Source organism: Streptomyces sp. GLSS-08 (genome assembly GCF_056387915.1).
The window spans coordinates 281,513-294,394 of the sequence record NZ_JBWJAQ010000006.1 but is presented as its reverse complement, the minus strand read 5'-3'; the positions used below and the strand labels follow the sequence as shown (position 1 = coordinate 294,394).

Genomic DNA, 12,882 nt, shown 5'->3' with positions numbered 1-12,882 from the left:
GTGCCGGGAAGGAGCCGGAGGCCGGACCCCTCTGGCGCCCGAAAACTATCATCGCTAGTTTAGGGTGCGGACGACGCGGCCCCTCCCGGGAGGAACACGATGAAGGCACATGACGGCATGTACATCGACGGTGCCTGGCGCCCCGCCGCCGGCGGCGACACGATCGAGGTCGTGAACCCGGCCGACGAGCAGGTCGTCGGCCGGGTCCCGGCAGGAACGGCCGAGGACGTCGACGCCGCCGTACGGGCCGCGCGTGCCGCCTTCCCGGGATGGGCGGCCACGCCGCCGGCCGAGCGGGCGGCCCGCCTGGCCGCCCTGCGCGACGTGCTCGTCGCCCGCAAGGACGAGATCGCCGAGACCGTGACCGCGGAACTCGGCTCGCCCCTGCCGTTCTCGCAGGCGGTGCACGCGAGCGTGCCGATCCTGGTCGCGGGCTCGTACGCCGAGCTGGCCGCCACGTACGCCTTCGAGGAGAAGGTCGGCAACTCGACCGTCTACCAGGAGCCGGTCGGCGTCGTCGGAGCGATCACCCCCTGGAACTACCCGCTGCACCAGATCGTCGCGAAGGTGGCCCCCGCGCTCGCCGCGGGCTGCACTGTGGTGCTGAAGCCCGCCGAGGACACACCGCTCACCGCGCAGCTGTTCGCCGAGGCCGTGGCCGAGGCGGGCGTCCCGGCCGGCGTCTTCAACCTCGTCACCGGCCTCGGCCCGGTCGCAGGCCAGGCCCTCGCCGAGCACCCGGGCGTGGATCTCGTCTCCTTCACCGGCTCCACGGCCGTCGGCCGGCGGATCGGCGCGACCGCGGGCGCGGCGGTCAAGCGGGTCGCCCTGGAACTCGGCGGCAAGTCCGCCAACGTCATCCTGCCGAGCGCCGACCTCGCCAAGGCCGTCAACGTCGGCGTCGCCAACGTGATGTCCAACTCCGGACAGACGTGCAGTGCCTGGACCCGCATGCTGGTGCACACCTCGCAGTACGAGGAGGCGGTCGGGCTGGCCGCGGCCGCCGCCGCGAGGTACGGCGACCGCATCGGCCCCGTCGTCAACGCCAAGCAGCAGGAACGGGTACGGGGATACATCGAGAAGGGCGTCGCGGAGGGCGCGCGGCTCGTCGCGGGCGGTCCCGAATCTCCCCGAGAGCAGGGCTACTTCGTCAGCCCCACCGTCCTCGCCGACGTCACTCCCGGCATGACCGTCGCCCAGGAGGAGATCTTCGGGCCGGTCCTCACCATCCTGCGCTACGAGGACGAGGCGGACGCCCTGCGGATCGCCAACGGCACGGTGTACGGACTCGCGGGCGCGGTGTGGGCCGGCGAGGAGGCGGAGGCCGTCGCGTTCGCGCGGCGACTCGACACCGGCCAGGTCGACATCAACGGCGGACGCTTCAACCCCCTGGCACCCTTCGGCGGTTACAAGCAGTCCGGCGTGGGCCGCGAGCTGGGCACGCACGGACTGTCCGAGTACCTCCAGACCAAGTCCCTGCAGTTCTAGACGAGATCCGGGAGCCTTCCTCATCATGGTCCGCGCCGCTGTCCTGCCCGCCGTGGGTGCCCCGCTGGAGATCACCGAGATCGAGCTGCCCGAGCCCGGCCCCGGCCAGGTCCGGATCCGGCTCGCCGCCGCCGGGGTCTGCCACTCCGACCTGTCCCTGTCCGACGGCACCATGCGGGTGCCGGTCCCGGCCGTCCTCGGCCACGAGGGCGCCGGCACCGTCCTCTCCGTCGGTGAGGGCGTCACCCACGTCAAGCCGGGTGACGCGGTCGTCCTCAACTGGGCGCCCTCCTGCGGGAAGTGCCACGCCTGCTCGCTCGGCGAGGTCTGGCTGTGCGCCCACGCGCTGGCCGGCGCCGGGGACGTGTACGCACACAAGGCGGACGGCACGGACCTGCACCCCGGCCTGAACGTCGCCGCGTTCGCCGAGGAGACCGTCGTGGCCGCCGCGTGCGTCCTGCCCCTCCCCGAGGGGGTACCGCTGACCGACGCGGCCCTGCTCGGCTGCGCCGTGCTCACCGGCTACGGCGCCGTCCACCACTCGGCCCGGGTCCGGGAGGGCGAGACGGTGGCCGTCCTCGGAGTCGGCGGGGTCGGCCTCTCCGCGCTGCAGTCGGCCCGTCTGGCGGGCGCTTCGAAGATCGTCGCCGTGGACGTCTCCCCGGAGAAGGAGGCACTGGCCCGGGAGGCCGGCGCCACCGACTACGTCGTCGCCTCCGAGAACACCGCCCGCGAGATCCGCGGCCTCACCGGGAAACAGGGTGTCGACGTGGCCGTGGAGTGCGTGGGCCGCGCCGTCACCATCCGTACCGCCTGGGACTCCACGCGCCGCGGCGGCCGCACCACGGTCGTCGGCATCGGCGGCAAGGACCAGCAGGTCACCTTCAACGCCCTGGAGATCTTCCACTGGGGCAGGACCCTGTCGGGGTGCGTGTACGGCAACTCGGACCCCGCGCGGGACGTGCCGGTGCTGGCCGAGCTCGTCCGTGCCGGACGCCTCGACCTCGGCGTGCTGGTCACCGAGCGGATCGCCCTGGACGGCATCCCGGCGGCCTTCGACAACATGGTCGCGGGCAAGGGCGGCCGCGCGCTGGTGGTCTTCTAGGGGCGCCTCGGGGCGGCGAGCACCGGTGCCGGTACTGGTACCGCCACCGGCACCGGCACGGTTACTGGCACTGTTCCGCGACGTCAGCAAAGACAGCAGGGCCGACCACGTCGTGATCTACGACGGCGGCGCCATACGGTGCCGGCTCAACCGGGGCGGCAACACGAGCAGACCCCTGCCCCACCCCGCCGGCGCGTTCGTCGAGGCGGCCGGTCGCGGGCCGTTGGTGCGCCTCGGCACCCTGTAAGCAAGGGAGAGCGGGGCGTCACGCCGGTGACGTCGTGCGCGTACGTGCCGGACTGGCCATTGGGCAGTCCGGCACGTACGCGCATCGTCCCGGTGGGGCACAGTCAGCCGTCAGTCCTGGAGCCGCTCCACCGCTTGCTTCGCCTCGAGCAGACCAGCCCCGGTGGCTTCGCGGTACCTCTTGATCGCTGTGACGCCCTGTCCGGCGCGGGCCAGAGCCGCCACCTCCGCGAGGACGGGGTCGTCGTCCTGTATGCCCTCGTGCCGCAGCAGGAGGTCGACCTTGTGCTCGAGCCGCATCATCCGTCGGTCCAGCCGACTGGCTCGGCCCCCCACCGTTGCCACCGTCGTCAGTCCTACGAGGACGACGAGAAAACCTATGAGGTACATGACACCTTGCTCTCTGTGTGGATGCCGGGCGTGCTGCTGGTCCGGGCGCGTGGCAAGGGCGTAGTCGGAACGGCCGCGGCCTGGAACGATCAGTGGCTGCGGGGGGCTACCAGGCCCGAGTCGTAGGCGAGGATCACCGCCTGCACCCGGTCGCGCAGGTGGAATTTTTCCAGGATATGAGCGATGTGGGTCTTCACCGTCGTCTCGCCGATCCCCAGCTCGGCGGCGATCTCCGCGTTGGACAGCCCGCGGGCCAGGACGCGCAGTACGTCCACCTCACGTCCGGTCAGCACGTCCAGGCGCGGCGGGAGGGAGGGGGCGGCCTCGGAGGGCATTCGTGCGAACCGGTCCAGCAGGCGCCGGGTGACGCGGGGCGCGAGCACGGCCTCACCCGCGGCCACGGCACGGACGGCCGCCACCAGGGAGTCGGCCGGTCCGTCCTTGACGAGAAAGCTGCTGGCACCCGCCCGTAGGGCGTCGAGCACATGCTGGTCGAGGTCGAAGGTGGTCAGGATGATGACCCGGCCGCGCAGGCCCCCCTCGGCAATCAGGCGGGTGGCCTCGACGCCGTCCATCCGCGGCATGCGGATGTCCATGAGGACGACGTCCGGTGCGAGCCGCCGGGTCTCCTCGACGGCCTGGTGGCCGTCGGCGGCCTCGCCCACGACCTCGATGTCCGGCTCCGCTTCCAGGATGTAGCGGAAGCCGGTTCGGATCATCGGCTGGTCGTCAGCCAGCAGGACGCTGATGGGCCGCATGATGTGCAGTTCCTCCGGTGCTCGCGATGCCGTCGTGACCGGGCAGCTTCAGGACGGCGTGTACGCAGTATCCGCCGCCGGGCCGCGGCCCGGTGTGCAGGGTGCCACCCGTCGCGCCGACCCGCTCCCTCATCCCCAGCAGACCATGGCCGGTGCCGTCGGCGGCAACAGGAGGGCGTACCGCGGCCTCAGTGGCGCCGGCCGGTCCGTCGTCGCAGACGCGCACGTGCAGGCGTTGTGGGTCCTCCCCCCACAGCAGGCGCACGCGGGTGCGGGTCGCGCCCGCGTGCTTGACCGTGTTGGTCAGCGCCTCCTGCACGACGCGGTACACCGTCAGCTGGTAGCCGGCGGGCAGCGGCAGGGGCGTACCCGTCACCTCGTAGGTGACGTCGAGACCGGTGGCCCGTACGGCCGTGAGGAGCGCGGGCAGCGCTTCGACGGTCGGTTGCGGAGGCTCCTTCGACGGCGTGTCCTCGTTGTCTTCGTCGGTGCGCAGGACGTCCAGCAGTCGGCGCAGTTCGTTGACGGTGTCCCGGCCCGTCTGTTCGACGGCGGCGTGCAGCTCATGTGCTTTGTCGGGGGACCGGTCCTGGACGCGGTCGGCCGCGATGGTCTGCACGACCATGAGGCTCACGTTGTGGGCGACGATGTCGTGCAGTTCCCGGGCGATCCGTGCTCGTTCCTCCATGACCGCGGTCCGTGCGTTGGCGGCCTGTTCGCGCTCCAGGGCGGCGGCGCGCTGCATGGCCTCGTTCCGGACGGTCGTCTGCACCCGGGACAGCCGGCCCAGCGCCCAGGCCGCGAGCAGGAGTACGGCATCGACCAGCAGCGCGGCGAGTCGGTGCCCCTCGGGCGCGAGGAACGCTTCCGCCGTCGCGCTCAGCGGGATGAACACGGCGGCCACGAAGGTCGTCACCCACGGGCCGCGGCGTGCGGCCGTCAGGAACACGGCGGTCGCCACCGCCAGGTAGGTGGGTCCGATCGAGGTGCCCTCCGGCCCGGCGAGCTGAGGGATGTAGGACAGGTGCTGCAGCGTCCCGGACGCCACGGCCATCACCAGCAGGCTCGCCAAAGGGGCTCTGCGGTGCACAGCGAGGGGCAGACTCGACAGCAGCACCAGGACGAGCCACCGATGATCCGGCGACTGCAGGGGCTGCGCGCCGGGCGGGATCACTTCCGGCAGAGCGAGACACACCGCCGCCGCGAGGACGGCGAGGATCATGTCCGTCACCGCGGCAGGTACCTGGCGGCCCGCGAAGGACCCCGACTCTCTCATGGCTCAACGGTAAAGGGGCTGTTCATGGGCACCTGACCTCCCCAGGTCTGAGTCACGCAACCGTTCTTCCTCCTCCCGGCCCCCTCCTCGCGGAGGAGACGCACGGCGGGTGACCCCTGCGGATGCCGCGTGTCCTCCTCCGGACGGGGGAGGCCGTCGCCTCCCTCATCCGCCGGGCCGACCGTCCGGTTCGACGCGAAGACGGAGCCTTCGGGCGAGGGAAGCCGGTGGACTGAAGGCACCCACCTCTCGCCCCACCGAACCCGGAGTTCGACCATGTTCGGAACACGCAGCCGGAAACCGTCCCCTGGCGACCCCATCGGCATCGATCCGTCACGCGACGCCGTACGGCTGACCCAGGTGACCAAGGAGTACGGCCGCGGTGCCTCCGCCGTTGTCGCCCTCGACCAGGTGAGCACCGACATCAAGACCGGCAGCTTCACCGCCGTCATGGGCCCCTCCGGCTCGGGCAAGAGCACCTTCCTGCACTGCGCCGCCGGGCTCGACCGGCCCACATCCGGGACTGTCCGGCTCGGCGGTCAGAGTCTCGGCGAACTGGACGAAAAACAGCTCACCCGCTTCCGCCGCACCCGTATCGGGTTCGTCTTCCAGGCGTTCAACCTGCTGCCGGCGCTCACCGTCGAACAGAACATCACCCTGCCGCTGCGGCTCGCCGAAGCGGGCACGGGCCACGACTCGGTCCACAGCGTCACGGCCTCGGTGGGGCTCACCGGACTGCTCGGCCGGCGCCCCTCGGAGCTGTCCGGAGGGCAGCAGCAGCGGGTCGCCATCGCCCGCGCGCTCATCACCCGCCCCGAGGTGATCTTCGCCGACGAGCCGACCGGCGCTCTCGACCCGGACACGGCCGAGGACGTCCTCGCCCTGCTGCGGCAGGCGGTGACCGACCTGCACCAGACCGTCGTGATGGTCACGCACGACCCGGCCGCCGCCCAACACGCCGACCAGGTCGTCTTCCTCGCCGCCGGACGCGTGGTCCGCCGCGTGGACGCGCCCACCGCCACTCAGGTCAAGAGCGTCATGACCGAGCTGCGGAGGACCCGCTGATGCTGCGCCTCGCCCTCGCCACCCTGCGCGCCCGGCGCGGCGCCTTCGCCGCCACGTTCGCCGCGCTCCTGCTGGGCGCGGCCGTGATCAGCGCCTGCGGCGTGCTCCTGGAATCCGGACTGCGAAGCGCGCTGCCGCCCGAACGCTACGACAAGGCTCCGCTGATCGTCGCGGGCCGGCACTCCGTCGACCTCGACGTGAAGTCCGCCGACGGAACCGCCTACCGCAGCTCCCAGCCCCTTACCGAACGGCCGCAGCTCGATGCCTCCCTGGCCCGTGACCTCGGCGCGGTCGACGGTGTCGCCTCCGTGGTGCCCGACCGGGCGGCAACGGTCCGGCTGCTGGCCGGAGACGATACGGTGACCGGCGCCAACGGCGCCGTACCGCAAGCGCACACCTGGTCCAGCCATGTCCTGGGCGGCTTTCGCCTCACCGAGGGGCACAGCCCCCGAGGCGCCCGCCAAGCCGTCCTGGACACCGACCTCGCCGCCCGCGCAGGGCTGCACACCGGCGACACCGTACGACTGATGACCTCGTCCACCCCGCACACCTTCGAGGTGGCCGGCCTGGTCTCCCTCGACGACGGCCGCAGCCCCCGACAGTCAGTGCTGTACGTCTCCGGTGCCGCGTTGCAGCGCCTCGCGCCCCACGCGTCCATCTCCGCCTTCGGAGTGTTCACCGCATCCGGTGCCTCGCCCTCGACGGTGACATCCGGCATCGAACGCGTCCTGGCCGGACACCACGCGGCCGTGTACACGGGTGCGGGACGAGGCGAGGCGGAGTTCACCGACATCGCCGTCGGCGCGGCCAACCTCGTCGAACTGTCCACTGCCATCGGCGGGAACGTCCTGCTCGTGGCCGTGTTCGTGCTGTGCGCCACCACGTCCCTCGCCATCCGCCACCGGCACCGCGAGATGGCCCTGCTCCGCGCGATCGGCACCACTCCCGGACAGCTCTACCGCATGATCACGGCCGAGTCGGCCGCAGCCGGCCTCATCGCCGGGGTGCTCGGCTGTCCCCTCGGTGTCGCTGTGGTGCACTGGCTGAGCGGCCAGTTCGCCGGACGAGGCCTGGTACCTCCGGACTTCCGGCCGGTTGTCGGCCCGCTGCCGTTCCTCGCGGCCGTGGGCGCCACCGTCCTGACCGCCGTCACCGCCGCCCTCCTCGCCGCCCGGCGGGCGGCCCGCATCCGCCCCACGGAGGCACTGCGCGAGGCGTCTGCAGAACCGGCGCGCCTCGGTCGTGGACGCCTGATCACGGGCGGGGTCCTGCTCGCCCTGGCCGTCTCCGTGCTGGGTCTTGGCCTCGTTCACCGCACTGACTTCCTCACCCTGGTCGGCCTGGCCAATTCCCTGGTCCTGCTCCTCGTCGTCGCCGCCGCGGTCCTCGGCCCGCTGATCACCCGCGCCGCGCTGGCCGTCCTCACCCCCCTCCTGGACCGCACCGGTGTCACCGGCTGGCTCGCGGCAGCCAACTCCCGCGCCCGCGCCGCCCGTACGGCTGCCGCCGTCACCCCCCTCCTGCTGGCGGTGTCCTTCGCCGCGACCGTCGTCTTCACCCAGACCACCCAACTGGAGCGCGCCTCGGACGACATCCGCTCCGGCACGGTCGCCGACCACGTGCTCACCGCTCCCGCCGGGATCTCCCCCGACCTAGCGCACCGGGCGGCCGTACTGCCCGGGGTGAAGGCCGCGACCGGAGTGGTCCGGTCCAAAGCGGTCGGCGTGGGCTCGCTCCTCGGCACGCAGGAGACCGTCTCCCTGACCGCCCAGGGGCTCGACCCCTCAGCCCTGTCCGCCACCGTCGACCTGGACACGCGCGAGGGAGACGCCTCCGCCCTGGCCCCCGATACGGTCGCGCTCAGCACCTCGGCATCCTCCTGGCTCGGGCTCGACGTCGGCGACCGGATACATCTCCGCCTCGGGGACGGCACCCCCTTCACCGGCAAGGTCATCGCCGTGTACGACCGCGGGCTCGGCTTCGCCGATCTGACCTTCGACCATGACCTGCTCCTGTCCCACACCACCGCGGGCGTCGACCAGTCGGTGCTGATCCGCTCGCAGGCCGGCGCCGACACCATGCCCGAACTGTCTGCCCTGGCGAGCAGTTACCCGGGCAGTACGCTCAGCGGCGCGCTGGCGGTCGAGGAGCAGGTCAGGGAGCAGCGGGGGACGGCGTGGGTGAACTACGTGGTGGTCGGCGTCATCATGGCCTACACCGCGCTCACCATCGTCAACACCCAGGCGATGAACACCGTCACCCGCCGCCGCGAGTTCGCGCTGCTGCGGCTGACCGGCAGCAGCCGGTCACAGGTGCTGGCGATGATGCGCCGGGAGAGCTTCACGGTGGTGGCCGTGGGCGGCCTCGTCGGAACCCTGCTCGCCATCCCACCGCTCGCCCTGATCGCTCTGGCACTGACCGGCGGGCCCATACCGGCGGTGCCGGTGCTGGGCTGGCTCGCGATCGTGGGGACAACGGGATTGCTGGCGATGGCCGGAGCCATGCTGCCTGCCCGGCTCATGCTCCGAACCCGCCCGGTGGACGCCGCGGGCATGAAGGAGTGATCCATGAGCACGCGATCTGCGGCATGCTGCCATCGGCGCGCGGTTGGCACTCCTCCTCCCGTACCCCGGACCGACGCTCAGGCCCTGTCGGTCCCCGTCCCGGTCCCAGTCCCAGTCGCAGTCCCGGTCCCGGTCGCAGTCCCGGTCCCGGTCCCCGTCCCGACGTCGGTCTTCCTCCCCGAGGCAGGCTGCGCGGTCGCGGCCGGCTCGGGTACCGGCGCCGTGCACGCGGCCACCGTCGCCCGTGTGCGCGGCCGGGACCGGGAGACCGCCACCCCCGCCAGGCACAGCAGGCCGCCGCCGAGCGTGAACAGCCCCGGTACCTCGTCGAGGAACAGCCAGGACATCAGTACGACCAGCGCGGGCACGGCGTACGTGGTCGCGCCCATCCGGCTCGCCGTCGTACGGGCCAGCGCGTAGGCCCAGGTCGTGAAGGCCAGGGCGGTCGGGAAGATGCCCAGGTAGACCATGTTGAGGGTGGCCGACAGGGGTGCGTCGGCCGCGTCCCGCACCAGCTGCCCGGCGAACGGCAGACACAGGGCCGCCCCGACGAGACACCCGAAGGTCGTCACCTGAAGGGGACTGGCGCTGCCCAGCGCCGGCTTCTGGGCGACCACCCCGGCCGCGTACGCGCCCGCCGCGAGCAGGCACAGGACGACACCTAGGACCGACGAACCGCCGCCGCCCGACATCGACATCCCCACCGTGACGGCGCCGGCGAAGGAGACCGCCATGCCGGCGAGCAGTCGCGGCGGCATCGCGTCGCCCAGCAGCCGCGAGCCGAGCAGCGCGATCAGGATCGGCCCGGTGTTCACCACGAGTGCCGCCGTGCCGGCGTCCACCTGCTGCTCGCCCCAGTTGAGGGCCACCATGTAGAAGCCGAACCAGAGCACCCCGGATATCGCGATCCCGCGCCAGGCCGCCCGCGGCGGCAGCCCCTCCCTGCGGACGAGCCACAGCACCCCCAGCGCGAGGGCGCCGGCGAGCAGCCTCCCGAGGGCCAGCCCGCCCGGCGCGTACGCGGCGCCCGCACTGCGGATGGAGACGAAGGCGGACGCCCACAGCACGACGGTGACCGCGGCCGCACCCGCGGCGAGCAGTTCCGCACGGCGGCCGGGGGCGGACGGGGAAGTGTTCATCATGCTCCTGAGGCTAAAGGGGGCTACGGGGAAGGGCTCGCGGTTTTTGGCCGCCGTGGCGGGGAGGGGCTGTCGCGGACGCCGGACAGCGCGCAGCCGGTCGGGCGCTGGGCCCTCCGCGCGGCCCTTGGCGCGGGAGCCCCCGGTCAGCGCAGCGCCGCCGCGTCGATGCCCAGCAGCTCGGTCAGTACGCGCTCGCCCACGTCCGTGACCTTCACCGCCCGTTCCGAGCCGATGCGCACGCACCAGCCCGCCTCCAGCGCGTGGCGGCACAGGGCCGCGCCCGCGACGCCCGCGAGGTGCGGGCGGCGCTCGGTCCAGTCGAGGCAGGCCCGGGCCAGCGGGCGCCGCCCCGTGCGGACGAGCCCGATCCCGGTCTCCGCGAACCAGTCAAGCCCGTCGTCCGTCAGCGCGAACCCGGTGTCCTGGCGCAGCAGGCCCCGCTCGGTCAGGCCCTGCGTGACGGCGATGCCGAGCCGCCCCGCGAGGTGGTCGTAGCAGGTGCGCCCGCGTGCCATCGCGGACCCGGCGCTCGACTCCCGCAGGCTGCGCGGCCGTTCGGCGGCTCCGGGTGCCGTCTGGGCGGCGAGATCCTCGACGAGCTGCGCCACCCGCGCGTCCGCCAGCCGCACGTAGCGGTGGCGTCCCTGGCGTTCCTCGGCGAGCAGACCGCCCTGGACCAGCTTGCCCAGGTGCTCGCTGGCCGTGGAGGCGGCGACCCCGGCGTGCCGGGCCAGTTCACCGGCGGTCCACGCCCGCCCGTCGAGCAGCGCCAGCAGGAAGGCGGCCCGGGTCTCGTCGGCGACCAGTCCGGCGAGCCGGGCCAGCCGCGATGCCCGGCTGTCCCGGGACCCGCGTCGGCTCGTCATGCGCTCCAGCATGCCGCATCGACGGTTCGGCGCCCGCCGAACCGTACCCGACGGTGCCTATTCGCCCCGTCCCACTTGCCGGTACTGCTGTGCCAGTCCGTCCAGCAGGGCGGTGAGACCCGTCTCGAAGGCCCGTTCGTCGATCTTCTCCTGCTGCTCGGCGAGGAGGTGCGCCTGCCCGAGGTGCGGGTAGTCGGCCGGGTCGTAGGCCGTCTCGTCGTCCACGAAGCCCGCGGCGAAGGAGCCCAGCGCGGAACCCATGATGAAGTACCGCATCAGCGCGCCGATGGACGTGGCCTGGGCGGGTGGCCAGCCCGCGTCGACCATCGCGCCGAAGACGGCGTCGGCGAGGCGCAGACCCGCGGGTCTGCGGCCGGGGCCGCGCGCCAGGACCGGGACGATGTTCGGATGGGCGCGCAGGGCGGCCCGGTAGGAGACGGCCCAGTCGTGCAGGGCGGTCCGCCAGTCCCGCCCGTCCTCGAACATCGACAGGTCGACCAGTGCGCTCACCGAGTCCGCCACCGCCTCCAGGATCTGGTCCTTGGTGCGGAAGTGGTTGTAGAGCGAGGGACCGCTCACTCCCAGCTCGGCGGCGAGGCGGCGCGTCGAGACGGCCGCGAGACCCTCCGTGTCGACGAGCCCCCGCGCCGTCTCGACGATGCGGTCGGTGCTCAGCAGGGGCTTGCGCGGTCGGGCCATGGCGCACATAGTAGGGCTGCGAACAGAAACTAGCAGTGCTAATTTAAATGTTCGGTATTCAAGCTCGGCCTGCCAGTACGGCCTTCCATGTGGGGTGACGCGTCATGAACCTGGAGCTCAGCGAGGAGCAGACCGCGGTCCGGCGGCTCGCCAGGGACTTCGTGGACCGCGAGATCGCCCCGAACGTCATCGCCTGGGACCGCGCCGAGGAAGTGGACCGGTCCATCGTCAAGAAGCTCGGCGAGGTCGGCTTCCTCGGCCTCACCGTCGACGAGGAGTACGGCGGCTCCGGCGGCGACCACCTCGCGTACTGCCTGGTGACGGAGGAGCTGGGCCGCGGTGACTCCTCGGTCCGCGGCATCGTCTCGGTCTCCCTCGGGCTGGTCGCCAAGACGATCGCGCACTGGGGGAGCGAGGAGCAGAAGCGGCGGTGGCTGCCGGGTCTCACCTCCGGTGATCTCGTCGGCTGCTTCGGCCTCACCGAGCCCGGCACCGGCTCCGACGCCGGCAGTCTGACGACCAGGGCCGTCCGCGACGGCGACGACTACGTCCTCGACGGCACGAAGATGTTCATCACGAACGGCACCTGGGCCGACGTCGTGCTCCTCTTCGCCCGCTCCACGGACGCACCCGGGCACAAGGGGGTCTCCGCCTTCCTCGTCCCGGCCGATGCCCCAGGCCTCACCCGGCGCACCCTCCACGGCAAGCTCGGCCTGCGCGGCCAGGCCACCGCGGAACTGGTCCTTCAGAACGTGCGCGTCCCCGCCACCGCGATGCTCGCGCCGGAGGGCAGGGGCTTCTCCGTCGCCATGTCCGCGCTGGCCAAGGGGCGCATGTCGGTCGCCGCGGGCTGCGTCGGCATCGCGCAGGCGGCACTGGACGCGGCGGTGAAGTACGCGACCGAGCGCGAGCAGTTCGGCAAGTCGATCGCCCACCACCAGCTCGTCCAGGAGCTGATCAGCGACATCGCCGTGGACGTGGACGCCGCGCGGCTGCTGACCTGGCGGGTCGCGGACCTCGTCGACCGGGGCCAGCCGTTCGCGCCCGAGTCCTCGAAGGCCAAGCTCTTCGCCTCGGAGGCGGCGGTGCGGGCCGCGAACAACGCCCTCCAGGTCTTCGGCGGCTACGGCTACATCGACGAGTACCCGGCGGGCAAACTGCTGCGCGACGCCCGGGTGATGACCCTCTACGAGGGCACCAGCCAGATCCAGAAGCTGCTCATCGGCCGTGCGCTGACCGGCGTCTCCGCCTTCTGAGTACGTCCTCGCGTGTTCCGTGAGTAT

11 protein-coding genes are annotated in these 12,882 nt (G+C 72.4%); 5 read left to right on the top strand and 6 right to left on the bottom strand.

Annotated elements, in window-relative coordinates:
* Nucleotides 1–99: 99 nt before the first annotated feature.
* Together AC0ZLC_RS13470 and AC0ZLC_RS13465 are read left to right on the top strand one after the other, a co-directional pair.
* Nucleotides 100–1,488, top strand: a complete 1,389-nt coding sequence (locus AC0ZLC_RS13470; protein WP_476752162.1) for an aldehyde dehydrogenase family protein — start codon at nt 100–102, stop codon at nt 1,486–1,488.
* A gap of 25 nt (nt 1,489–1,513) precedes the next feature.
* Nucleotides 1,514–2,593 carry a Zn-dependent alcohol dehydrogenase gene (locus tag AC0ZLC_RS13465; protein WP_476752161.1) on the top strand — a complete coding sequence of 360 codons (1,080 nt, stop codon included), beginning with the start codon at nt 1,514–1,516 and terminating at the stop codon, nt 2,591–2,593.
* Nucleotides 2,594–2,950: 357 nt separating this feature from the next.
* On the opposite strand, the gene AC0ZLC_RS13460 is transcribed toward AC0ZLC_RS13465, so the two are convergent.
* From AC0ZLC_RS13460 to AC0ZLC_RS13450, 3 genes are all read right to left on the bottom strand, one after another.
* The gene (locus AC0ZLC_RS13460; RefSeq protein ID WP_476752160.1) at nt 2,951–3,229 is read right to left on the bottom strand and encodes a hypothetical protein; all 279 of its coding nucleotides are present in this window, start codon (nt 3,227–3,229) and stop codon (nt 2,951–2,953) included.
* 89 nt (nt 3,230–3,318) lie between these two features.
* Nucleotides 3,319–3,987 carry a response regulator gene (locus AC0ZLC_RS13455; RefSeq protein ID WP_476752159.1) on the bottom strand — a complete coding sequence of 223 codons (669 nt, stop codon included), beginning with the start codon at nt 3,985–3,987 and terminating at the stop codon, nt 3,319–3,321.
* Nucleotides 3,959–5,263, bottom strand: coding sequence for a sensor histidine kinase (locus AC0ZLC_RS13450; RefSeq protein ID WP_476752158.1), 1,305 nt, complete (start codon nt 5,261–5,263; stop codon nt 3,959–3,961). Before AC0ZLC_RS13450 ends, AC0ZLC_RS13455 begins: the two co-directional genes overlap by 29 nt.
* A 276-nt stretch (nt 5,264–5,539) precedes the next feature.
* On the opposite strand from AC0ZLC_RS13450, the gene AC0ZLC_RS13445 reads away from it, so the two are divergent.
* A complete protein-coding gene (locus AC0ZLC_RS13445; protein ID WP_476752157.1) occupies nt 5,540–6,328 on the top strand; it encodes an ABC transporter ATP-binding protein in 789 nt (262 codons plus the stop codon).
* Nucleotides 6,328–8,892 (top strand): FtsX-like permease family protein, encoded by a 2,565-nt coding sequence (locus AC0ZLC_RS13440; protein WP_476752156.1) that lies wholly within the window; start codon nt 6,328–6,330, stop codon nt 8,890–8,892. Before AC0ZLC_RS13445 ends, AC0ZLC_RS13440 begins: the two co-directional genes overlap by 1 nt.
* A 77-nt stretch (nt 8,893–8,969) precedes the next feature.
* On the opposite strand, the gene AC0ZLC_RS13435 is transcribed toward AC0ZLC_RS13440, so the two are convergent.
* The 3 genes from AC0ZLC_RS13435 to AC0ZLC_RS13425 all read right to left on the bottom strand — a co-directional run bounded on the left by AC0ZLC_RS13435 (nt 8,970) and on the right by AC0ZLC_RS13425 (nt 11,599).
* On the bottom strand, nt 8,970–10,034 hold the full coding sequence (locus tag AC0ZLC_RS13435; protein WP_476752155.1) for a DMT family transporter: 1,065 nt from the start codon (nt 10,032–10,034) through the stop codon (nt 8,970–8,972).
* A 143-nt stretch (nt 10,035–10,177) separates the two neighbouring features.
* Nucleotides 10,178–10,900 (bottom strand): ArsR/SmtB family transcription factor, encoded by a 723-nt coding sequence (locus AC0ZLC_RS13430; RefSeq protein ID WP_476752154.1) that lies wholly within the window; start codon nt 10,898–10,900, stop codon nt 10,178–10,180.
* 57 nt (nt 10,901–10,957) lie between these two features.
* A complete protein-coding gene (locus tag AC0ZLC_RS13425) occupies nt 10,958–11,599 on the bottom strand; it encodes a TetR/AcrR family transcriptional regulator (RefSeq protein ID WP_476752153.1) in 642 nt (213 codons plus the stop codon).
* A gap of 104 nt (nt 11,600–11,703) precedes the next feature.
* Here AC0ZLC_RS13425 and AC0ZLC_RS13420 point away from each other — a divergent pair, with 104 nt between their 5' ends.
* On the top strand, nt 11,704–12,855 hold the full coding sequence (locus AC0ZLC_RS13420) for an acyl-CoA dehydrogenase family protein (RefSeq protein WP_476752152.1): 1,152 nt from the start codon (nt 11,704–11,706) through the stop codon (nt 12,853–12,855).
* Nucleotides 12,856–12,882 lie beyond the last annotated feature (27 nt).

Coding starts and splice junctions, on each gene's coding strand:
- AC0ZLC_RS13440 (WP_476752156.1), top strand. CDS start 6,328: ATGCTGCGCCTCGCCCTCGCCACCCTGCGCGCCCGGCGCGGCGCCTTC.
- AC0ZLC_RS13470 (WP_476752162.1), top strand. CDS start 100: ATGAAGGCACATGACGGCATGTACATCGACGGTGCCTGGCGCCCCGCC.
- AC0ZLC_RS13460 (WP_476752160.1), bottom strand. CDS start 3,229: ATGTACCTCATAGGTTTTCTCGTCGTCCTCGTAGGACTGACGACGGTG.
- AC0ZLC_RS13435 (WP_476752155.1), bottom strand. CDS start 10,034: ATGATGAACACTTCCCCGTCCGCCCCCGGCCGCCGTGCGGAACTGCTC.
- AC0ZLC_RS13445 (WP_476752157.1), top strand. CDS start 5,540: ATGTTCGGAACACGCAGCCGGAAACCGTCCCCTGGCGACCCCATCGGC.
- AC0ZLC_RS13430 (WP_476752154.1), bottom strand. CDS start 10,900: ATGACGAGCCGACGCGGGTCCCGGGACAGCCGGGCATCGCGGCTGGCC.
- AC0ZLC_RS13450 (WP_476752158.1), bottom strand. CDS start 5,263: ATGAGAGAGTCGGGGTCCTTCGCGGGCCGCCAGGTACCTGCCGCGGTG.
- AC0ZLC_RS13420 (WP_476752152.1), top strand. CDS start 11,704: ATGAACCTGGAGCTCAGCGAGGAGCAGACCGCGGTCCGGCGGCTCGCC.
- AC0ZLC_RS13465 (WP_476752161.1), top strand. CDS start 1,514: ATGGTCCGCGCCGCTGTCCTGCCCGCCGTGGGTGCCCCGCTGGAGATC.
- AC0ZLC_RS13425 (WP_476752153.1), bottom strand. CDS start 11,599: ATGGCCCGACCGCGCAAGCCCCTGCTGAGCACCGACCGCATCGTCGAG.
- AC0ZLC_RS13455 (WP_476752159.1), bottom strand. CDS start 3,987: ATGCGGCCCATCAGCGTCCTGCTGGCTGACGACCAGCCGATGATCCGA.